Origin of the sequence: Modicisalibacter coralii (assembly GCF_004117855.1) — a bacterium.
GTDB classification, from domain to species: Bacteria; Pseudomonadota; Gammaproteobacteria; order Pseudomonadales; family Halomonadaceae; genus Modicisalibacter; species Modicisalibacter coralii.
The window spans coordinates 191,806-213,773 of record NZ_QWBW01000006.1; the positions used below are offsets into that span (position 1 = coordinate 191,806).

Annotated in this window: 15 protein-coding genes and 4 tRNA genes; 6 read left to right on the plus strand and 13 right to left on the minus strand. The window is 65.2% G+C overall.

Annotated elements, in window-relative coordinates; translation table 11 throughout:
* Positions 1-61: 61 nt before the first annotated feature.
* The 8 genes from lon to D0901_RS01450 form a co-directional block, all read right to left on the minus strand.
* On the minus strand, positions 62-2,470 hold the full coding sequence (lon, locus tag D0901_RS01415; protein WP_129138502.1) for an endopeptidase La: 2,409 nt from the start codon (positions 2,468-2,470) through the stop codon (positions 62-64).
* A gap of 148 nt (positions 2,471-2,618) precedes the next feature.
* Entirely contained in the window at positions 2,619-3,896 is a 1,278-nt protein-coding gene (gene clpX / locus D0901_RS01420; RefSeq protein WP_129138503.1) for an ATP-dependent Clp protease ATP-binding subunit ClpX, read from the minus strand.
* A gap of 67 nt (positions 3,897-3,963) precedes the next feature.
* On the minus strand, positions 3,964-4,584 hold the full coding sequence (gene clpP / locus D0901_RS01425; RefSeq protein ID WP_129138504.1) for an ATP-dependent Clp endopeptidase proteolytic subunit ClpP: 621 nt from the start codon (positions 4,582-4,584) through the stop codon (positions 3,964-3,966).
* A 115-nt stretch (positions 4,585-4,699) separates the two neighbouring features.
* Positions 4,700-6,055 (minus strand): trigger factor, encoded by a 1,356-nt coding sequence (tig, locus tag D0901_RS01430; protein WP_129138505.1) that lies wholly within the window; start codon positions 6,053-6,055, stop codon positions 4,700-4,702.
* Between the two features lie 281 nt (positions 6,056-6,336).
* Positions 6,337-6,411, minus strand: a tRNA-His gene (locus tag D0901_RS01435).
* Between the two features lie 38 nt (positions 6,412-6,449).
* Positions 6,450-6,524, minus strand: a tRNA-His gene (locus D0901_RS01440).
* A 68-nt stretch (positions 6,525-6,592) separates the two neighbouring features.
* A tRNA-Arg gene (locus D0901_RS01445) sits at positions 6,593-6,669 on the minus strand.
* Positions 6,670-6,756: 87 nt separating this feature from the next.
* A tRNA-Pro gene (locus D0901_RS01450) sits at positions 6,757-6,833 on the minus strand.
* Between the two features lie 199 nt (positions 6,834-7,032).
* Here D0901_RS01450 and folD point away from each other — a divergent pair.
* The 3 genes from folD to mtnN all read left to right on the plus strand — a co-directional run bounded on the left by folD (position 7,033) and on the right by mtnN (position 9,181).
* On the plus strand, positions 7,033-7,902 hold the full coding sequence (gene folD / locus D0901_RS01455; protein ID WP_129138506.1) for a bifunctional methylenetetrahydrofolate dehydrogenase/methenyltetrahydrofolate cyclohydrolase FolD: 870 nt from the start codon (positions 7,033-7,035) through the stop codon (positions 7,900-7,902).
* Between the two features lie 63 nt (positions 7,903-7,965).
* Positions 7,966-8,430 (plus strand): S-ribosylhomocysteine lyase, encoded by a 465-nt coding sequence (locus D0901_RS01460; RefSeq protein ID WP_129138507.1) that lies wholly within the window; start codon positions 7,966-7,968, stop codon positions 8,428-8,430.
* Positions 8,431-8,455: 25 nt separating this feature from the next.
* Complete coding sequence (mtnN, locus tag D0901_RS01465) at positions 8,456-9,181, plus strand: 5'-methylthioadenosine/S-adenosylhomocysteine nucleosidase (RefSeq protein ID WP_129138508.1); 726 nt, start codon at positions 8,456-8,458, stop codon at positions 9,179-9,181.
* A gap of 79 nt (positions 9,182-9,260) precedes the next feature.
* On the opposite strand, the gene cysS is transcribed toward mtnN, so the two are convergent.
* Complete coding sequence (cysS, locus tag D0901_RS01470; protein WP_129138509.1) at positions 9,261-10,643, minus strand: cysteine--tRNA ligase; 1,383 nt, start codon at positions 10,641-10,643, stop codon at positions 9,261-9,263.
* A 2-nt stretch (positions 10,644-10,645) separates the two neighbouring features.
* Complete coding sequence (locus D0901_RS01475) at positions 10,646-12,325, minus strand: glutamine--tRNA ligase/YqeY domain fusion protein (RefSeq protein ID WP_129138510.1); 1,680 nt, start codon at positions 12,323-12,325, stop codon at positions 10,646-10,648.
* Between the two features lie 144 nt (positions 12,326-12,469).
* Here D0901_RS01475 and D0901_RS01480 point away from each other — a divergent pair, with 144 nt between their 5' ends.
* A complete protein-coding gene (locus tag D0901_RS01480; protein ID WP_129138511.1) occupies positions 12,470-12,964 on the plus strand; it encodes a peptidylprolyl isomerase in 495 nt (164 codons plus the stop codon).
* 66 nt (positions 12,965-13,030) lie between these two features.
* Positions 13,031-13,765, plus strand: a complete 735-nt coding sequence (locus D0901_RS01485) for a UDP-2,3-diacylglucosamine diphosphatase (RefSeq protein WP_129138512.1) — start codon at positions 13,031-13,033, stop codon at positions 13,763-13,765.
* 71 nt (positions 13,766-13,836) lie between these two features.
* Here the strand turns inward: D0901_RS01485 and D0901_RS01490 are convergent, their stop codons facing one another.
* The 3 genes from D0901_RS01490 to D0901_RS01500 form a co-directional block, all read right to left on the minus strand.
* A complete protein-coding gene (locus D0901_RS01490) occupies positions 13,837-17,736 on the minus strand; it encodes an ATP-binding protein (protein WP_129138513.1) in 3,900 nt (1,299 codons plus the stop codon).
* 61 nt (positions 17,737-17,797) lie between these two features.
* Positions 17,798-18,424 carry a MiaE family protein gene (locus D0901_RS01495; protein ID WP_129138514.1) on the minus strand — a complete coding sequence of 209 codons (627 nt, stop codon included), beginning with the start codon at positions 18,422-18,424 and terminating at the stop codon, positions 17,798-17,800.
* A gap of 6 nt (positions 18,425-18,430) precedes the next feature.
* Entirely contained in the window at positions 18,431-18,883 is a 453-nt protein-coding gene (locus D0901_RS01500; RefSeq protein WP_129138515.1) for a DUF1289 domain-containing protein, read from the minus strand.
* Between the two features lie 227 nt (positions 18,884-19,110).
* Between D0901_RS01500 and acnB the strand changes: the two genes are divergently transcribed.
* A complete protein-coding gene (gene acnB / locus D0901_RS01505; protein ID WP_129138516.1) occupies positions 19,111-21,714 on the plus strand; it encodes a bifunctional aconitate hydratase 2/2-methylisocitrate dehydratase in 2,604 nt (867 codons plus the stop codon).
* The last annotated feature ends 254 nt before the right edge of the window (positions 21,715-21,968 follow it).

Consider the following 21,968-nt stretch of genomic DNA (forward strand, 5'->3'; position numbering starts at 1 on the left):
ACCATCGGCGCCAAGGCCCGCCATACCGGGGTTTCAGCCCCGGCATGAGGACAAAATCAGGTCAATGCGTGCTTATCATACTGCGGGAAGAAGCCGCATCTTCGAGTCGGCTATCATCGCCATCACCGCCGGAAATATCAACCAGCGCAACGTCGAGCACCTCGTCGATCCAACGAACGGGCCGTATTTCCAGAGCGTCCTTGACGTTGTCGGGCACCTCTTTGAGATCCCGACGGTTCTCCTCTGGAATTAGCACCGTCTTTATACCACCGCGCCGTGCCGCCAGCAATTTCTCCTTGAGCCCACCGATGGGCATCACTTCACCGCGCAAGTTGACCTCGCCGGTCATGGCGACGTCGCAACGAACCGGGCGCTCGGTATAGGCGGACACCATGGCGGTCACCATGGCGATCCCCGCACTCGGGCCGTCCTTGGGCGTGGCACCCTCGGGCACGTGGATGTGCAGATCCTCCTTCTCGAACCGCTCGGGGTCGATACCCATCGGCACGGCACGCGCGCGCACCACGGTGTGGGCGGCGTCCACCGACTCCTTCATGACGTCACCCAGCGACCCGGTCTTGTTGACACGCCCCTTGCCGGGCGTGACCACCGACTCGATGTTGAGCAGCTCGCCGCCCACGGAGGTCCAGGCCAGGCCGGTCACCCGCCCCACCTGGTGCTCCTGATCGGCCAGACCGTAGCTGTAGCGGCGCACGCCAGCATACTCTTCGATGTCGGCCGCCGACAGCAGCCGCGGCGCCTGCGCACCTTCCTGGGCCTCCTTCTCGAGACGCCCGCGCAGTACCTTGCGACAGACCTTGGCGATCTGACGCTCGAGCTCACGGACACCCGCTTCACGGGTATAGTAGCGAATCAGCTCCAGGAGCGACTCGTCCGAGAAGCTCAGCTCGTCCTCTTTCAGGCCGTTGGCCTTGAGCTGCTTGGTCACCAGGTAGCGATCGGCGATCGCCAGCTTCTCGTCCTCGGTGTAACCCGGCAGACGAATGACCTCCATGCGATCGAGCAACGGCCCGGGAATGTTCATCGAGTTGGCGGTGCAGATGAACATCACGTCGGACAGATCGTAATCCAGCTCCAGGTAATGGTCGCTGAACTTGTCGTTCTGTTCGGGGTCGAGCACCTCGAGCAACGCCGACGACGGATCGCCGCGGTAGTCCATCCCCAGCTTGTCGACCTCGTCGAGCAGGAACAGCGGGTTGCGAACCCCGGCCTTGCTCATGCGCTGGACGACCTTGCCGGGCAGCGAGCCGATATAGGTACGCCGATGGCCGCGGATCTCCGACTCGTCGCGCACCCCGCCCAGCGCCAGACGCACGTACTTGCGGTTGGTGGCGCGAGCGATCGACTGCCCCAGCGAGGTCTTGCCGACCCCGGGCGGCCCGACCAGGCAGAGTACCGGCCCCTTGAGCTTCTTGACCCGCTTCTGGACCGCCAGGTATTCGAGGATGCGCTCCTTGACCTCCTCGAGGCCATAGTGATCCTCGTCGAGCACCTTGACCGCATGACCGAGATCGTGACGGACCCGGGTGCGCTTCTTCCAGGGCACCGAGACCAGCCAGTCGAGGTAGGAGCGCACCACCGTCGCCTCGGCGGAGGTCGGCGCCATCATCTTGAGCTTGCCGAGTTCCTGGTTGGCCTTCTCGGCCGCTTCGGCGGGCATGCCCGAGTCCTTGATCAGCTGCTCGTACTTCTCGGCCTCGTTGGGCACGTTCTCGAGCTCGCCCATCTCCTTCTGGATGGCCTTCATCTGCTCGTTGAGATAGTACTCGCGCTGGGACTTCTCCATCTGCTCCTTGACCCGCGAGCGAATCCGCTTCTCGACCTGCAGCAGGTCGATCTCGGACTCGATCAGCGCCATCAGATGCTCGATGCGATCACGCACCCGATCCATCTCGAGCAGTTCCTGCTTGTCACCGATCTTCAGCGACAGGTGAGCACAGATGGTGTCCACCAGGCGGCTGGGATCCTCGATGCCCGAGAGCGAATTGAGGACCTCGTTGGGCACCTTCTTGGACAGCTTGACATACTGCTCGAACTGGTTGAGCAGCACGCGCACCAGCGACTCCTGCTCCCGTTCGGAGAGCGGCTGGCTCTCGCGCAGGGAGATCGTCGCCATGCTGTAACCGGCGTCGGCGTGACTGACGTCACGCACGTCGGCCCGCGAGGTGCCCTCGATCAGCACCTTGACGGTGCCATCGGGCAGCTTGAGCAGCTGCATGATATCGGCCACGGTGCCCACCGAGAACAGGTCACCGACCTCCGGGTCGTCCTGCCCGGCCTCGCGCTGCGCGACCAGGAGCACCCGCTTGTCGGCCTCCATCGCGGCCTCGAGGGCCTGGATGGACTTCTCGCGCCCGACAAAGAGCGGGATCACCATCTGCGGGTAGACGACGACATCCCGCAGAGGAAGAAGGGGCAGACTCTGTGTCTGTTGGGTGTTCTGCTGCATTGCAGACAGTTCCTCACGAATCGGATGGTTGGGCCGCCCGGGCGGCTCAGGCTGGTACGGAAGATGGGGGCGGCGAGCGGGTTTTGCAACCGGCGCCGGGGCAGAAACGAAAAGGGGGCCTTGCGGCCCCCACTGGATCGCGAACGGCTCAGCCGTCCTTGTTGGCGACCTTGCCTTCGTCCTGCGAGGAGTAGATCAACAGGGGATCACTCTCGCCGGCGATGACCGAATCGTCGATCACCACCTTGGTCACGCCTTCCAGCGACGGTACCTCGTACATGGTATCGAGCAGCACCGACTCGAGAATCGAGCGCAGCCCGCGTGCCCCGGTCTTGCGCGCCATGGCCTTGCGCGCCACGGCACGCAGGGCGTCTTCGCGGAAGTCGAGCTCCACGTTCTCCATCTCGAAGAGCTTCGCGTACTGCTTGATCAGCGAGTTCTTCGGCTGGGTGAGGATCTCGATCAGCGCATCCTCGGTCAGCTCGGTGAGCGTGGCGATCACCGGCAGACGCCCGACGAACTCGGGGATCAGACCGAACTTGACCAGATCCTCCGGCTCGACACCGGCCAGGATGTCACCCACGCCCTTGTCGGTATCCTTGCTCTTCACCGAGGCGTTGAAGCCGATGCCACCCTTCTCGGCGCGATCGCGGATCACCTTGTCCAAACCGGCGAAAGCCCCGCCGACGATGAACAGGATGTTGCCGGTATCGACCTGCAGGAACTCCTGCTGGGGATGCTTGCGCCCCCCCTGAGGCGGCACCGATGCCGTGGTCCCCTCGATCAGCTTGAGCAGGGCCTGCTGCACGCCCTCGCCCGAGACGTCCCGGGTGATCGACGGGTTGTCCGACTTGCGCGAGATCTTGTCGATCTCGTCGATGTAGACGATCCCCTTCTGGGCCTTATCGACATCGTAGTCGCACTTCTGCAGCAGCTTCTGGATGATGTTCTCGACGTCCTCGCCCACGTAGCCCGCCTCGGTCAGCGTGGTCGCGTCGGCGATGGTGAAGGGCACGTTCAGCAACCGCGCCAGCGTCTCGGCCAGCAGGGTCTTGCCGCTGCCCGTCGGGCCGATCAGCAGGATGTTGGACTTGCCGAGTTCGACGTCTTCGGACTTCACCCCGGCCCGCAGGCGCTTGTAATGGTTGTAGACGGCCACCGACAGCACCATCTTGGCGCGGTCCTGGCCGATCACGTAGTCGTCGAGAGTGTTGCGGATCTCACGCGGAGCCGGCAGGCGATCCTCGTCGCCCTCTGCATCGGCCTCGAGGACTTCCTCGCGAATGATGTCGTTGCACAAGTCGACACATTCGTCGCAGATATAGACGGAGGGACCCGCAATCAGCTTGCGTACCTCATTCTGGTTCTTGCCACAGAACGAGCAATACAGCAGCTTGCCCTCGTCCTTGCCTTTGCCGTCGGCCATTCGCGTACCTCTTTACGGCGGCGGCCCGCACGGACCGCCAGGATATGCATGGATAGGATTTACGCTATCAGGATGCCGGACGCTTATCCAGCACCGCGTCGATCAGGCCATACTCCACCGCCTGATGTCCGTCCATGAAATTGTCGCGGTCGGTATCCTTGGCGATGGTACCGATGTCCTGTCCGGTATGATCGGCCAGGATCTGATTCAGTTTATGGCGGATATTGAGAATTTCCTTGGTGTGGATCTCGATATCCGAGGCCTGCCCCTGATAGCCGCCGAGCGGCTGATGGATCATCATCCGCGAATGCGGCAGGCAGAAGCGCTTGCCCGCCGTGCCGCCGGCGAGCAGCAACGCCCCCATGCTGGCCGCCTGCCCCAGGCAGACGGTGGACACATCGGGCTTGACGAACTGCATGGTGTCGTAGATCGACATCCCCGCAGTCACCGAGCCGCCCGGCGAGTTGATGTACAAGTGGATGTCCTTGTCCGGGTTCTCGGACTCGAGGAACAGCAGCTGCGCCACCACCAGGTTGGCCATGTAGTCTTCCACCGGACCCACCAGGAAGATTACACGCTCCTTGAGCAGGCGGGAGTAGATGTCGTACGCCCGCTCACCGCGCGCGCTCTGCTCGACGACCATCGGGACCAGGCCGCCGGCGTTTTGAATATCGAACTCGTTGCCCATTGCGTGACACCCTTCAATCCGGTGATTGGATAGCTCTACCACGTCGTCGATGTGACGGTTCAGTGACTAGAGACCCGGCACGAGGCCGGGTCAGCGCCAGTCAGCCGCAACGCAGTCAGGCTTTATCGTCGGCCGGCTCCTCGCCGTCCTCGTCTTCGGCACCGCCCTGCTGCTGGGCGGCCTGAAGCGCCTGCTCGTAGGACATCTCGACGTCCTTAACCTGTGCCTGGCCAAGCAGCTTGTCAACCGCCTTCTCCTCGAGGACGGCGGACTTGACCTGGTTCTTCATCTGCTCGTCCTTGAGGTAGTACTCGACGACCTGCTCGGGCTGCTGGTACTGCTGCGCGAGTTCCTCGACCTTGGTCTTGATCTCGTCGTCGCTGGCGTCGAGCTCGTGATCCTCGATCACCTTGCCGAGCAGCAGACCGACCTGTACCCGGCTCTTGGCCTGATCGGCGAACAGTTCGTTGGGCAGCTGCGAGACATCGAAGTCATCGCCCAGGCCGAACTGCTGGGCAGCCTGGCGCTTGAGCGCATCGGTTTCCTGCTCGATCAGCGAGGCCGGCACCGGGATGTCGTTGGCGCGCTGAAGCGCCTCGAGCACCTGCTGCTTGACCCGGTTGTCGACGGCCTGCTTGATCTCGCGCTCCATGTTCTTGCGCACTTCGGCGCGGAACTGCTCGAGATCGCCGTTCTCGACGCCGAAACGTTCGACGAAGGCGGCGTCGACTTCGGGAAGCTGCTGCTCGCTGACCTGGTGGACCTTGACCTTGAAGGTCGCTTCCTGACCCGCCAGGTGCTCTGCCTGATAGTCTTCCGGGAAGGTCACCCGGATCTCGGTCTCGTCGCCGGCCTTGGTGCCGACCAGCTGATCCTCGAAGCCCGGAATGAAGCTGTCGGAGCCCAGCACCAGCTCGTGACCTTCGGCCTCGCCACCCTCGAACGGCTCGTCACCGATGAAGCCCTGGAAGTCGATCTTGACCTGATCGCCCTCGGCGGCTTCGCGGTCGACGGCTTCCCAGGAGGCATTCTGCTTGCGCAGCGTCTCGATCATCTGGTCGATGTCGGCATCGGTCACCTCGGCGACCGGGCGCTCGACCTCGGCACCCTCGATGCCGTTCAGGGCGATCTCGGGATAGACCTCCAGCGTGGCGATGAACTCCAGATCCTTACCGGTCTCGTCGACGGTCGGCTCGATGGAGGGGTAGCCCGCGGGGTTGAGGCTCTGCTCGGTGATCGCACGGACGTAGTGCTGGCGCATCATTTCGCCGACCACTTCGTTGCGCACGTCACGCCCGTAACGCTGCTTCACGACCGCCATCGGCACTCTGCCCTGACGGAACCCGTTCAGACGGACGCGCTGGGCGGTATCCTTGAGGCGTTCGCTGACGGCCTGATCGACCTCGTCGGCCGGTATCTGCACCGTGACGCGGCGTTCGATCGGGGAAGTCGTTTCGACGGAAACTTGCATGAATGGTCCTCTACCGACTAGGGCTTGTGAAGTGCGTTCAAAAGAAGAGGATTTTAAGAATCCCCGCGCGCCCTGGCAAGCGCGCCCAACCTTTGACCCGGATATGGGGACGCAAGGCACCACTTGCAAGGGATGAGGCACGAATATCCCGAAGCGGGACTGGAGATACGCGCCGACAAGACGCAAACGGCCCGACTGCACCTACGCACCACGCGTGGGCGAAGTCCGTCGTTGTCGAAGGCAAAACAGGAAGAGGGAAGGAAAAACGCACGCCGACGAGATGGGGTGGATGATGGGGATCGAACCCACGACCACCGGAGCCACAATCCGGGGCTCTACCACTGAGCTACATCCACCACGACTCGTATCAGGCGCTAGCATCGAAGCAGGCGAATGGGGTGGATGATGGGGATCGAACCCACGACCACCGGAGCCACAATCCGGGGCTCTACCACTGAGCTACATCCACCATTGTCCTGCATCGATCGTTCGACGAGACCCCAAGGTGCGGGTTCCCGGGCCAGCCGGCCACCAATCTGGCGCGCCCAGCAGGACTCGAACCTGCAACCTACGGCTTAGAAGGCCGTTGCTCTATCCGGTTGAGCTATAGGCGCGCTTTGCCATGGCCTAGCTCTCACACCGCCGCTTCGTTCACTACGGCGCGAGTTCCAGCTGAAGCGGGCCAACCTGCCTGCAACAGATGGTCGGGGTAGAGGGATTTGAACCCCCGACATCCTGCTCCCAAAGCAGGCGCGCTACCAGACTGCGCTATACCCCGCCGGCGAGATACACGGCCTTGACGCTTGCCACCGGGCCTCGTCAAGCGCTGCATATTTTACGCAACTTCCTCCGCGGGTCAAGCCTTTAGCGAACACCCTCGCTATCGGCCGCTTTGACTGGCGGGCATTGCATGCGAAAATCAGCGCCTTTCTTTCTCGGCTCCGTCCCAGCGCCGCCAAGTATCAAAGGAATCCCCGATGACCGCCCAATTGATCGATGGCAAGGCCATTGCCGCGCACGTCCGCCAACAGGTCGCCCGACAGGTCGAAGCCCGCCGTGAGTCGGGGGCCCGGGTCCCCGGCCTCGCCGTGGTCCTGGTCGGCGAAGACCCGGCCTCGGAAGTCTACGTCCGCAACAAGCACAAGGCGTGCGACAAGGCGGGCATTCTGTCCTTTCGTCATTCGTTGCCGGCCGACACCCGCCAGAGCGAGCTGGAGCAGCTGGTCGATCGCCTCAATGCCGACCCGGCCGTGGACGGCATCCTGGTGCAACTCCCCCTGCCGGATCACCTCGACGCCCGGCCGATTCTCGAGCGCATCCACCCCGACAAGGACGTCGACGGCTTTCATCCCTACAATCTCGGGCGGCTCGCGCAGCGCCTGCCGGTCCTGCGCCCCTGCACACCCAAGGGGGTGATGACCCTGCTCCAGGAAAGCGGCGTCAAGGTCCGCGGACTCGACGCCACCATCGTCGGCGCCTCCAACATCGTCGGCCGCCCGATGGCGCTGGAACTGATGCTGGCCGGCAGCACCACTACCGTCTGCCACCGTTTCACCCGGGACCTCAAGTCACATGTGGAACGTGCCGATATTCTGGTGGTGGCGGTGGGCATTCCCGATCTGGTCAAGGGCGAATGGGTCAAACCCGGCGCCGTGGTGATCGACGTGGGCATCAATCGCCAGGACGACGGCCAGCTGGTCGGCGACGTCGAATTCGCCCCGGCCGCCGAGCGCGCCAGCCTGATCACGCCGGTGCCGGGCGGCGTCGGGCCGATGACCGTGGCGTCGCTGCTCGAGAACACCCTCTTCGCGGCCGAGCTGCACGACGCCATGCAGAGCCGGGACTGAACGTATATAATTTCGCCCCTAACGAATTACCCGATCCTTCAACAGCAACCCGTGGAGTCCTGGATGAGCGATCAGATGAACGTCGAGAGCTTCAACCTCGACCACACCAAGGTCAAGGCCCCCTATGTCCGCCTGGCCGGCGTCAAGACCGGCGAGCACGGCGACAGCATTCACAAGTACGACATGCGTTTCTGCCAGCCCAATCAGGCGCACATGGAGATGCCCGCCCTGCACTCGCTCGAGCACCTGATGGCGGAGCTCTCGCGCAATCACAGCGACAAGGTGGTCGACATCAGCCCGATGGGCTGCCAGACCGGCTTCTACGTCGCCATGCTCAACCACGACGACTATGACGGCGTGCTCGACCTGCTCGAGGCCACCCTGAAGGACATCCTCGACGCCGACGAGGTCCCCGCCTGCAACGAGATGCAGTGCGGCTGGGCGGCCAGCCACAGCCTGGAAGGCGCCCAGCAGCTCGCCCGCGACTTCCTCGCCAAACGTGACGAATGGGGTCAGGTCTTTGCCTGAGCCGCGACGGGAGACGATTCAGCGCATGCACAAGATCGGCATCATCGGCGCCATGCAGGAAGAGGTCGCGCTGCTGGCCTCGCGCCTGGAAGGCTGCGAAATCCGCCATCACGTCGGCTCGACGTTCTACATCGGCCGCCTGCAGGGCGTCGAGGTGGTGATCCTGCAGTCGGGCATCGGCAAGGTCAACGCCGCCATCGGCACTACCTTGCTGCTCGACATGTACCACCCCGAGGCGATCATCAACACCGGCTCGGCGGGCGGCTTCGGCGCCGGCCTCGAGGTGGGCGACGTGGTGATCTCCAGCGAGGTGCGCCATCACGACGTCGATGCCGTGGTCTTCGGCTACGAGCACGGTCAGGTGCCGCAGATGCCCGCCGCCTACCTCCCGGACGAGCGCCTGGTGCGCGTGGCCAGAGAGTGCATCGAGGGCCTCGGCCACCTGCGTGTTCACGAAGGCCTGATCGCCACCGGCGATGCCTTCATGGCCTGTCCGGACGCCGTCGAGCGCACCCGTGGACGCTTCCCGACGATGCTCGCCGCCGAGATGGAAGCCGCCGCCATCGCCCAGACCTGCCATCTCTACGGCTGCCCCTTCGTGGTGATTCGCGCGCTGTCGGACATCGCCGGCAAGGAATCCAACCTCTCCTTCACCGCCTTCATCGATCAGGCGGCCCGTCACTCGGCCGAAATGGTCGAGGCAATGATCGTGCGCCTCGGCACGCCGCGCCACGAGCCCCACGAGGCCTGACCCGGCCGAGAGACCTGCGAGGCACAAGAAACCGCGCTGACGAGGCGCGGTTTCTTGTGTCGGCCGGCGGCGATACCGCTTATCGATCCAGTACCCAGGTCGTGCCCTCGCGGGAATCCTTGAGCACGATGCCTAGCGCCGCCAGCTCGTCGCGAATGCGGTCGGCCTCGGCGAAGTTCCGGGCCTTCTTGGCCTCGGCACGCGCAGCGATGCGCGCAGCGATTTCCGCTTCCGGCAACGGCAGCGCCGACTCGCCCCCCTGCAGGAAGGCTTCCGGCTGCTGACCGAAGAGCCCCAGGATACCCCCGAGCCGCTTGAGCTCGAAGGCCAGCGCCGCGGCCCGCTCGTCACCGTCGGCCTTGGCGCGGTTGAGCTCGCGCGCCAGGTCGAAGAGCACCGCCAGGGCCTCGGGAGTATTGAAGTCGTCGTCCATCGCCGCCGTGAAGCGCGCGGCATGGTCGGTGTCGACCTCGCCCTCGATCGCCTCGACACCCGCCAGCGCGTTGTAGAAGCGCTCCAGCGAACGGCGCGCGTCGTCGAGCGCGTCCGGCGCATAATTGATCGGACTGCGGTAGTGGCTCGCCACCAGCAGATAGCGCACCACTTCCGGGTCGTGCACCGCCAGCACGTCACGAATGGTGAAGAAGTTGCCAAGCGACTTGGACATCTTCTGCTGATCGACGCGCACCGCTCCGGCGTGCATCCAGGTATTGACGTAATGCTTGCCGGTTGCCGCCTCGCTCTGGGCGATCTCGTTCTCGTGGTGCGGGAAGGTCAGGTCCGGCCCGCCGCCATGGATGTCGAAGGTCTCGCCCAGGCAGCGCGTGGACATCGCCGAGCACTCGATGTGCCAGCCCGGGCGCCCTTCACCCCAGGGCGAGGGCCAGCTCGCCTCATTGGGCTTGGCCGCCTTCCACAGCACGAAGTCGAGCGGATCCTCCTTGTGCGCCTCGACGTCGACCCGGGCGCCGGCGCGCATCTCGTCGAGGTCGCGATTGTTGAGCTTGCCGTAGTCGGCGAAGCGGCGCACCCGGTAGTAGACGTCGCCATTGTCGGCCCGATAGGCATAGCCCTTGTCGATCAGCGTCGCGATCATCGCCGTGATCGCGTCGACGTGGCCGGTGGCGCGCGGCTCGAGATCGGGACGCAGCACGCCGAGACGCCCCTCGTCCTCGTGCATGGCGGCGATCATGCGTTCGGTGAGCGCGGCGATCGACTCGCCGTTATCCTCGGCGCGCTTGAGGATCTTGTCGTCGATGTCGGTGATGTTGCGCACATAGGTCACCTCGAAGCCCCGCGAGCGCAGGTAGCGGGTGATCACGTCGAAGGCGACCATCACCCGGGCGTGGCCGATGTGGCAGTAGTCGTAGACAGTGATCCCGCAGACGTACATGCGGATCTTGCCCGGCTCGAGCGGAACGAAGGTTTCCTTGGTACGAGTCAGGGTGTTGTAGATCTGCATGCTCAGCCCTTCTTCTGGATCTTGGCCCAGGTGTCCTTGAGTCCGACGATGCGGTTGAAGACCCGCTTGCCCTCGGCGACGGCATAGCGGTCGGCGCAGAAGTAGCCCACCCGCTCGAACTGATAGCGCGCCTCCGGGGCGATATCGGCCAGGCTCGGCTCGGCGTAGCCTTCGACCACGCTCAGCGACGCGTCGTTGAGATGCTCGAGGAAGTCGACGTCGCGGTCCCTGTCGGGGGCCTCGACCTGGAAAAGGTTGTCGTAGAGACGCACCTCGACCGGCACCGCGTGCGCGGCGCTGACCCAGTGGATCACACCCTTGACCTTGCGCCCTTCCGGGTTCTTGCCGAGGGTGTCGAAGTCGACCGAGCAACGCAGCTCCTCGATCTCGCCGTCAGCCCCCTTGATCACCTCGTCGCAGCGAATCACGTAGGCGTTGCGCAGGCGCACCTCCTTGCCCGGCGCCAGGCGGAAGAACTTCTTGGGCGGCTCCTCCATGAAATCGTCGGCGTCGATCCAGATCTCGCGGGTCAACGGCAGACGACGCACGCCCATGTCGTCACGGGCGGGATGTCCCGCCACCTCGAAGACCTCGTCATGATCCTCGGCTACGTTGGTCAGCACCACCTTGAGCGGTTTGAGCACGCACATCGCCCGCGGCGCGTTGTCCTCGAGATCGGAGCGGATCGCGTGGTAGAGCATGGCGATGTCGACCATGCCGCCCTCGGCACGGGTCACGCCGATCATCTCGCAGAACTTGCGGATCGAGGCCGGCGTGTAGCCGCGCCGCCGCATGCCCGAGATGGTCGGCATGCGCGGGTCGTCCCAGCCATCCACCACCCCTTCGTCGACCAGCAGCTTGAGCTTGCGCTTCGAGGTCACGGTGTAGTTGAGGTTGAGCCGCGCGAACTCGATCTGGCGCGGGCGACTGGGCACCGGCAGGTTGTCCAGGAACCACTCGTAGAGCGGCCGATGATCCTCGAACTCCAGGGTGCAGATCGAATGCGTGACGCCCTCGAGGGCATCCGACTGGCCATGCGTGAAGTCGTACGAGGGGTAGATCTTCCACTTGTCGCCGGTCTGATGATGGCTGGCATGGCGGATACGATAGAGAATCGGATCGCGCAGATTGATGTTGGGCGAAGCCATGTCGATCTTGGCGCGCAGCACCTTCTCGCCCTCGGCGAATTCGCCACGCCGCATCCGCTCGAGCAGATCGAGGTTCTCGTCGGCCGAACGGTCGCGATAGGGGCTCGGCCGCCCCGGCTCGGTCAGCGTCCCCCGGTATTCGCGAATCTCGTCCGGCGACAGATCGTCGACATAGGCCTTGCCCTCGCGCACCAGATGCTGGGCCCAGGCGTAGAGCCGATCGAAATAGTCCGAGGCATAGCGCACCTCGCCGGCCCAGCGAAAGCCCAGCCATTCGACATCGGCCTTGATGGCGTCGATGTAGGCTTGTTCCTCCTTGGCCGGGTTGGTGTCGTCGAAGCGCAGGTGGCAGTCCCCGCCGAACTGCTCGGCGATCCCGAAGTTCAGGCAGATCGACTTGGCATGGCCGATGTGCAGAAAGCCGTTGGGTTCCGGCGGAAACCGGGTGACGACGGTGTCCACCGTACCCGCGTCGACTTCCTCGCGAATCTGGTTGCGGATGAAGTTCGGGGCGCTGCTACTCTCGTGGGTCATGGGACGTCGGAGAACCTCTTGATGTTCGGGTGTCGCGCGCGGTTTGAAGCCGACGGCTTCGCGCGTCGCTCGAAAGCGGCTATTATAGCGTGACGCCAGCGCGCTTCGCCAAGGCGCACCATCCAGACAGTTCGGAAAGCTCCCATGATCGTCCTGCAGACCAACTACGGCGAGATCCACCTGGAACTCGATCACGACAACGCGCCCAAGACCGCGGCCAACTTCGAACAGTACGTCCGCGACGGCCACTTCGACGACACCCTCTTCCACCGGGTGATCGATGGTTTCATGGTTCAGGGCGGCGGCTTCGACAGCGACTTCTCCCAGAAGCCCACCCGCGAGCCGATCGAGAACGAGGCCGACAACGGCCTGAAGAACCGCAAGGGCAGCGTGGCCATGGCCCGTACCCAGGATCCGCACTCGGCGACCGCGCAGTTCTTCATCAACGTCGCCGACAACGACTTCCTCGATCATCGCGGCAAGAACCTGCAGGGCTGGGGCTACTGCGTCTTCGGCCAGGTCGTCGCCGGAATGGACGTGGTCGACAAGATCCGCGCCGTGCCCACCACCCGTCGCGGCATGCATGCCGACGTGCCCGCCGAGGACGTCGTGATCCAGCGCGCCGAGATCCGCGACTGACACCGCCTGCGGCCCGTGCTCACGGGCCGCCTCGAGCCAGCCTCATCCACCGACCGTCGACCACCCATGACGACACTGCTGATCTCCGACCTGCACCTGCATCCCCAGGCCCCCGACATCGCCGAGGGTTTCAAGCGCTACCTGACCGAGCACGCCGCCGGCGCCGACGCCCTGTACATTCTCGGCGACCTGTTCGAAGCCTGGATCGGCGACGACTACCAGGGCGACTTCGAGGCGACGATCCTCGACGCCCTGCGCCGCCTGAGCGACACGGGAACGCGGCTCTATTTCATGCACGGCAACCGCGACTTCCTGATCGGTGAGGGCTTCGCCGAGGCGACCGGCACGACCCTGCTCCCCGACCCGATCAGCATCGATCTCGGCGGCGAACGCGTGCTGCTCATGCACGGCGACAGCCTGTGCACGCGCGACGCCGCCTACATGGCGTTTCGCGCCAAGGCACGCGATCCCAAATGGCAGGCACAGATCCTCGCCCTGCCCGTCGAACAGCGCCTGGCGCTGGCGCAGGACCTGCGCCGTCAGTCCGGCGAGGCCAACTCCAACAAGGCCGAGGACATCATGGACGTCACCCCCGAGGAGGTGACACGCGTGATGGCCGAGCACGGGGTTAGCACGCTGATCCACGGCCACACCCACCGCCCGGCCGTGCATGCGCTCGAAATCGCCGGCGAGCCGGCACGACGGATCGTGCTCGGCGACTGGCAGCCCGATCGCGGCTGGGAGATCCGCGTCGAGGCAGACGGCGAACCGGTGCTGCGCGACTTCCCGCTCGACGCCTGATCCGCCGGCTGGCCAGACGCGCCACCCGGCCCAGCGCGTTGTGCCGCCGGCGAGCCGGCGGCACAACGCGCTCAGGACTCGAAGGCCGCCGAACTGGATAGCTGCTGGTCGAGCAGAGTTCGCCAGCGCAGCAGCACCGGCGCATCGGTCTGGGTGATTTCACCGAGCATGTGACGCAGCGTTTCACCCGCCCGTTCGTCGCCCGGCGCCACGCTCTCCAGCCAGAACTCCAGGGCATGCAACTGATGATGCACGTTGTCGTGTTCGCGGGCCTGCTCGATGGCCTGCTCGACCAGGCGGCGAATCATCTCCGGCGAGCGCTCCAGGCGCTGGTAGACCCGCGCCAGTTGAATCGACAGCTCCGGGACGAAGAGCACGTTGCGCTCACGCGCCATCATCAGACACTGATCGAGGTAATCTTCGGCCAGCGTCAACTCGTCCAGCGCCATGCAGGCATCGACGTACCACAGCATCGGCCGCTGATGGCGATCGCGGCCGACCAGCTCGGCAAACTCCTCGAGTCCCGACTCGATCATCGTCAGCCCGGCACGATCCCCGGTCAGGGCGCGATGCCAACCCAGCGCACACTGGGCGGTCACGTGCCAGAGATGCAGATCCGGCGTGCGCGTCAGCTCGAGAGCCCGCTCGGCACGCGCCCCCGCCAGGTGGACATGGCCCAGTTGGCGATAGGTCGACGCGGCGCTCAGCAGCGCCAGCGCCAGCGAGCCGGGGTGGTTGAACGCCTCGGCGAGACGGATCGCCGCCTCGACCTGCTGCTCGGCGCGGCGGTAATCGCCACGCAGGCACATCGCCCAGCCCTGATAGCAGGACGCGGCCACCTGAGGGTGATCGGAGAACGGCAACCACTCGAGCATCATGGGTTGATGGAGCGGGTCGATCTCCTCGAGATGGTCGTGGGCCTGACGCACCCGCCCCGCCCAGTACTCGCAATGGGCCCGGGCATAATCGGCCAGGCGACGATAGCGGGGATCGGGCAACTGCCCGGCCACGGCGGCCATCGCCGAGGCCAGAGAAAAGGCATCGGCATGCGCGAAACGCTGGCTGCAGCCGACCCAGAGCCCCCACTTGACCAGGAAACGCTGCTCGAGCTCGGTCTCCTCGTCGTCGCCGGGGGCACAGTCGATGAGCTCCCGCGCCTTGACGAAACTCTCGTGGGCGGTGGGCGAGCCGTGCCCTTCCAGGGCGAAGGCAGCCTGGCCGCGCACGGTCAGCAGACTGATCTCGCGCTCGGCCTGTCCCTCCACCTGACGCAGGCTGGCCAGCCCCAGGTCGGCCATGCGCAGCGCGGTGCGATTGGCGCTAACCTTGAGTGCCTCGCGCGCCGCCAGCTCGAAGTAGCGCGCCCCACGCGTGTAGTGCCCGCTGCGCCGCAGATGGGTGGCGAAATCCCCGGGATGGCGGCTGATCCACATCGGGAAACGCTCCTCGATCAGCCCCACCACCTGCTGGTGAATGCGCGTGCGCACGTCCCGCGGACAGGACAGGTAGGCGGCCTCCTGGAGCAGCGGATGCGTGAACTGATACTCGTATTCGCTGTGGGCGTCGCAGCGCTCGATGATCTCCAGCCGGCGCATGTGGTCCAGTGCCTGCTTGAGCCGATCGGTGTCGACCTGGCTGCACTCGCGGAGAAAGTCGAAGCGAAACTGCCGCCCCAGCACCGCCGCCACATGGGTGACGTGCCGATCGCCGTCGAGCTGATCGATACGGCTGGCCAGCAGCCCCAGCAACCCGCGAGGCAACTCGTCGACCTGGACCTTGCGACCTTCGCGGCGGTCCATGTCGAGGCGCCGGCAGATCTCCTGCAGGTAGAGCGGCACCCCTTCACAACGCTCGATGAGCTGACCGCGCAAGCGTGGACTGAGATGCAGACGATAGCGACGCGCCAGCTGCGAAAGCAGGCGCGCGGACTGCATCGCGTCGAGCTTGTCGAGCACGATCTGCTGATCCCAGTGGAGCTTGACGGGCAGTGGCTCGCGGCCGTGATGGCTGGCGACGAGCAGGAAACCGCAATTGATGGGCAACCGGGCCTGTAGACCACAAAGCAGTTTCAACGACGGCTCGTCGATCCACTGCAGATCGTCGATCATCAGCACCAGCGGCTTGTCGGCGGTGGCGCGCTCGATCAGCCGATGCAGCACCCCGACCAGCAGTTCGACCGCCTCGCCGCTCTGGGCGACGGCCGCCGTATCATCGATCGTGGCCAGCCCCAGCGCCTGGTGCAGCAACTGACAATGCGAGGGATCCTCGACCACCGCCTCGTCATGCTGCTCGACCAGCAGGCGATTGACGTTGTCGCCGTCGTAGCCCTCGCCACAGCGCCAGCGCAGCAGCATGCGCGCCAGACCGAACGGTTCCTGCATCGACATGCGCGTGGTCGACTGCCAGCACAGCGAGACGTCCTCGCTTTGCACCCGCTGGCGGAAATTGACCATCAGGGCCGACTTGCCCATGCCCGAGGCCCCCTGGACCAGCAGGCTCTGGCGCAACCCCAGACCGGCCCGGGCCAGGGCATCGCGCAGCTTGCGCAGGGGGCTCTCGCGGCCGATCAGGCTGGGGGGAATCGTGCTGCGCCCGCCCTCGTCGGCGCCCAGCACCAGCGCCCGCAGACGCACCTTGCCGTCGCTGGCCAGCAGGCGCGACGACAGCCGCGGTTGCAGATCGAGCGCCGGCGGCATGTGCTGGCTGGCGTCCTGGGAGATCACCAGCTCACTGCCTTCGGCCGCGCTCATCAACTCCAGCGACCGCTGCGTGACCTGGCCCAGCGGGTCGACCAGTTGCCGTTCGGGCAGGTAGAGCACCCGCCCGCTGTCGAGCCCCGCCGCCAGTTCGAAGCGCGGCGCGTCGCCCTCACCGCGCCAGTGCTGTGCGATCTCGTCGGGCAGCGCACGCCGACAATGTTCGTAGAGCGCCACCAGTTCGGCGAGCTGGTGTGCCGGCCCGTGCGTCCCGAAACAGGCCAGGCCCAGGCCGCCGGTGGCGCCGGGCAGCCAGAAGCCACCCAGATGATGGCATTGACGCTCGAGCCAGCGCAGCAGCTCGATCTGCAGCGCCAGGCAGTCCCGGGCCTCGCCGCGTTCCTCCCATTCGCCACGCAGCCGCAGCCGGATCGCCATCACCGATAGCTGGCGGTGCTCGATCTCGTCGTCGTGCAACGGCCGGGAGTCGTCGGCCAGGGTCCGCGAATAGGCGCCCTGAGGGGTCACCGGCCGTCCTTCGCTGCCGCCATCCGACCAGTAGCGCGCCAGTTGGAGAATGCTCGGCTCGGGCTGCTGACCGGACAGCGCCAGCAGTTGCAGATAGGCGTTGTACTCTTCGTGGGCCGCGGCCGACTGCCCCTGCTCGATGAGCTGGCGGATCAACCGCTCGTGGAAAGGCGCATAGCCGGAAAAGCGGCTGACCAGGGTCCGCAGCAGGTTGCCGGGCACCTCCTCGCCGCTCTCCAGCACCTGTTCGGCATAGCCCAGCACCCGCTGACGCCACTCGCCACGGACGCGAACCAGCCAGCGTTGATATTCCGCACATTGGGCGAGTTGCAGGTCCTCGACGAGGTCGCCACGATAGAGCGTCAGCACGTGCTCGAGGTGCGCGACATCGGCCGGCTCGGCAATCAGGGTATCCAGGCGCCGCAGATCGAACCCCCAGTCGCTCGGCAGCTCGAAGGCGATGGTCTGGCGCGAGACGCTGAGCGTCCTGTCGGCCTCGTCGCCCAGGCTCTGGCGCAGGCAATGCAGGGCATGACGCAGATTGGTACGTCCCGAGGAAAGGCCCTGATCGGGCCACAGCAGCTCGGCCAGCGCGGCACGATTGACGGGCTGGCCCTGCAGCAGCAGGTGAACCAGCAACGCCTTGACCTTGTCGTAGCTGAACTGGGTGAGGGTGTCCTCGCCCAGACACAGCGAGAAATGACCGAACAGCGTCAACTGGGTAGTGCCGGAGAAAGTCCGTGCCATTGTTATCAGTTCCTGCGTCGTTCTGTCAGCGACAGCGAGCACCCCTTCCCTGTGCTCTCCCTCAAGCCACCGCGGGTATTCCGCTGTGGAACCGAAACATGTCGTCGGGCGATTCGATCAGCTCGCGCTCGCGTTCGGCGAAGAAGGCGATGCGTGACTCGATCGGCGATACCGCGAAACGCCGGGCCAACATCAGGTAATCCTCATAGTGCCGCCCTTCCGACTTAACCAGAGAGCGGTAGAACTTGGCAAGTTCATCGTCCAGGTGCGGAATCAGCCGCGCGAAGCGTTCACAGGAGCGCGCCTCGATGAGGGCGCCGACGATCAGGACGTCGATCAGCCGCTCCGGGTCCTCCCGCGCCACGTGGCGGCGCAGCCCCTCGGCGTAGCGCGAGGCCCCGATATGCCGGTAGTCGACGCCGCGGGCCTCCATCAGCTTGACCACCTGCTCGAAATGCAGGAGTTCCTCGCGGGCCAGCTGCGACATCTTGACCAGCAGCAACGGCCGGTCGACGTAGCGATACATCAGGCTCATCGCCGTCGAGGCGGCCTTCTTCTCGCACTGGGCGTGGTCGATCAGCAACAGTGACGGATTGGCGAGCGCCGCCGCGACCCAGGCATCGGGCGTGGGGCACGGCAGGAAGGCCTGCAGGTCCGCGGGCAACAGGGTTTCACAGGTATCGGGCATGAGCGTTCACGTCGTGGATGGATCGGTATCGAGACTCTGCCGGTGGGCCCGCGCCTGGGCCATCAGCGTTCGCGATATCGCCTCATGGAGTTCATCGGCCGCCAGGCCGTTTCCTTGACCCCTCGGCTCCAGGCCGTAACGGCGGATGTCGCGAATCCGGTCGCGGCCCACGCGCAGCAGTTCGACGGCGCGCGACAGCGACGGCTGATCGTGGCGAAAGCGAATGCGGTGGCGCTCGAGCTGAGCCTGCAGCTGGTCGGCATCGGTGACCCGCAGATAGCGCCCGGCCGCCGTCTCGCGCCAGGCGTCCAGGCGCTGCATGGCGGCGCGACGCTCGTCGTCGTCGTAGCGGAACCAGTCACGGATCTCGATGTCGTTGCGCTGGCAACCGCGACACACCGTGTCGCCGACCGTGGTGGAACAGAGCCCGACGCAGGGCGAGACGATTCGTTTTGACATGGCACCTCCGGCAAGACGCCCCATGGTAACGCGGCACTCGACGACCGACGATAGTCTGGCGCCGGGACGGGCCCGGCAGCGCCCGACTTAACATTGTCGACAGTTTCCCGTAGAATGCGCGCGGCTCAGACAGGGCCGGAGGACGCAGGAAAACCGCGATGTTCACGGACGATCACCCCCCATTTCCTGCCCCTGCTGGATTCCGATAATCGATGAGGGTCCCCAACGTGCTTGAAGCCTACCGCCAACATGTCGAGGAACGCGCTGCCGAAGGCGTCCCGCCGAAGCCGCTCAACGCCGAGCAGACCGCCGAACTGGTCGAACTGCTCAAGAACCCGCCGGCCGGCGAGGAACAGTTCCTGCTCGAACTGATCACCGACCGCGTTCCTCCCGGCGTCGACGAGGCAGCCTATGTGAAGGCCGGTTTCCTGACCGCCATCGCCAAGGGCGACGCCGAATCGCCGCTGCTCGACAAGGTGCACGCGGTCAAGCTGCTGGGGACCATGCAGGGCGGCTACAACATCGCCACCCTGGTCGAACTGCTCGACGACGAGACCCTGGCCAAGGAAGCCGGCGAGCAGCTCAAGCACACGCTGTTGATGTTCGACGCCTTTCATGACGTCGCCGAACGCGCCAAGGCCGGCAACGCCGTGGCCAAGGACGTGTTGCAGTCCTGGGCCGATGCCGAATGGTTCCTGGCCAAGCCGGCGCTGGCCGAAAAGATCACCCTGACGGTGTTCAAGGTCCCCGGCGAAACCAACACCGACGACCTTTCCCCCGCCCCCGACGCCTGGTCGCGCCCCGACATCCCGCTGCACGCCAACGCCATGCTCAAGAACCCGCGTGACGGCATCGAGCCCGAGACGCCGGGTAGCAAGGGCCCGCTGGCCCAGATCGAGGCGGTCAAGGCCAAGGGCCATCCGGTGGCCTACGTCGGCGACGTGGTGGGTACCGGCTCCTCGCGCAAGTCCGCCACCAACTCGGTGCTGTGGTTCTTCGGCGACGACATTCCCCACGTGCCCAACAAGCGCGCCGGGGGCTTCGTGTTCGGCGGCAAGATCGCGCCGATCTTCTTCAACACCATGGAAGACGCCGGCGCCCTGCCCGTCGAGTTCGACGTCTCCCGACTCGAGATGGGCGACGTCATCGACGTCTATCCGTATGACGGCAAGGTGACCCGCCACGACAGCGACGAGGTGATCTCCACCTTCGCGCTCAAGACCCGCGTGATTCTCGACGAAGTGCGTGCCGGCGGGCGCATCCCGCTGATCATCGGTCGCGGCCTGACCGACAAGGCGCGCAGCGAGCTGGGCCTGGGCCCGTCCGATGTCTTCAAGACCCCCGAGCAGCCGGCCGATTCCGACCGCGGTTTCACCCTGGCGCAGAAGATGGTCGGCAAGGCCTGTGGCATGGACGGCGTGCGTCCCGGCATGTACTGCGAGCCGAAGATGACCACCGTGGGCTCCCAGGACACCACCGGGCCGATGACCCGCGACGAGCTCAAGGATCTGGCCTGTCTGGGCTTCCAGGCCGACCTGGTGATGCAGTCGTTCTGCCACACCAGCGCCTATCCCAAGCCGGTCGACGTCGAGACCCATCACACCCTGCCCGACTTCATCATGAACCGCGGCGGCGTCTCGCTGCGTCCGGGCGACGGCATCATCCACTCCTGGCTCAATCGCATGCTGCTGCCCGACACCGTGGGCACCGGCGGTGATTCGCACACCCGTTTCCCGATGGGCATCTCCTTCCCGGCGGGTTCCGGGCTGGTGGCCTTCGCCGCCGCCACCGGCGTCATGCCGCTGGACATGCCGGAATCGATCCTGGTGCGTTTCAAGGGCAAGCGCCAGCCGGGGATCACCCTGCGCGACCTGGTTCACGCGATCCCCTACCAGGCCATCCAGCAGGGCCTGCTGACCGTCGAGAAGTCCGGCAAGAAGAACGCCTTCTCCGGCCGCGTGCTGGAGATCGAGGGCCTCGAGGATCTCACCGTCGAGCAGGCCTTCGAGCTGTCCGACGCCTCCGCCGAGCGCAGCGCAGCGGGTTGTACCATCACCTTGTCGGAAGACAGCGTGAGTGAATACCTCACGTCGAACATCACCCTGCTCAAGTGGATGATCGACCAGGGCTACGGCGACCGTCGCACCCTCGAGCGGCGTATCCAGGGCATGGAAGCATGGCTGGCCAACCCCAGCCTGATGCGCGCCGATGCCGACGCCGAATACGCCGAGGTGATCGAGATCGACCTGGATACCATCACCGAGCCGATGCTCTGCGCGCCCAACGACCCGGACGACGCTCGCCGGCTCTCCGAGGTCGCCGGCGAGACCATCGACGAAGTCTTCATCGGCTCGTGCATGACCAACATCGGCCACTTCCGCGCCGCCGGCAAACTGCTCGAGAAACAGCCGGCCGGCAGCCTGAAGACGCGCCTGTGGCTTGCACCGCCGACCAAGATGGATCAGCATCAGCTGACGGAAGAGGGCTACTACGGCATCTACGGTCGTGCCGGTGCGCGCATGGAAATGCCCGGCTGCTCGCTTTGCATGGGCAACCAGGCGCGCGTGGCGCCCAAGTCCACCGTGGTGTCGACCTCGACTCGCAACTTCCCCAACCGTCTGGGCGACGGGGCCAACGTCTACCTGGCCTCCGCCGAACTGGCCGCCGTGGCGGCGGTCGTGGGTCGCCTGCCGACCGTCGAGGAATACCAGGGCTACATGGGCGAGTTCAACGCCATGGCCGGGGAGATCTACCGCTACATGAACTTCCACGAGATCGAGGAGTTCCAGAAGGCGGCCTCCAACGTGATTCCTCTCGTCGAGGAAGCCTGATCCTTCGATTCCGATGCTCGCAACATCGTCAATCGATGACCGAAGCGCCCCGCCCCGTGCGGGGCGCTTTTTTTATACGAACGCTTACAAGGCGTTACCTCGCGATACTTGATATCGAACAGCGTTCGACTTAATTTCATGACGTCTCGTTCAACCGTGTGTCACATCGCATGTCATTGGCAGGATGCCACTCCGAACGCCAACGAATCAGCCACCGCTGCTCGGGCTTCGCGAGTCTTCCCACGCACCGCTCG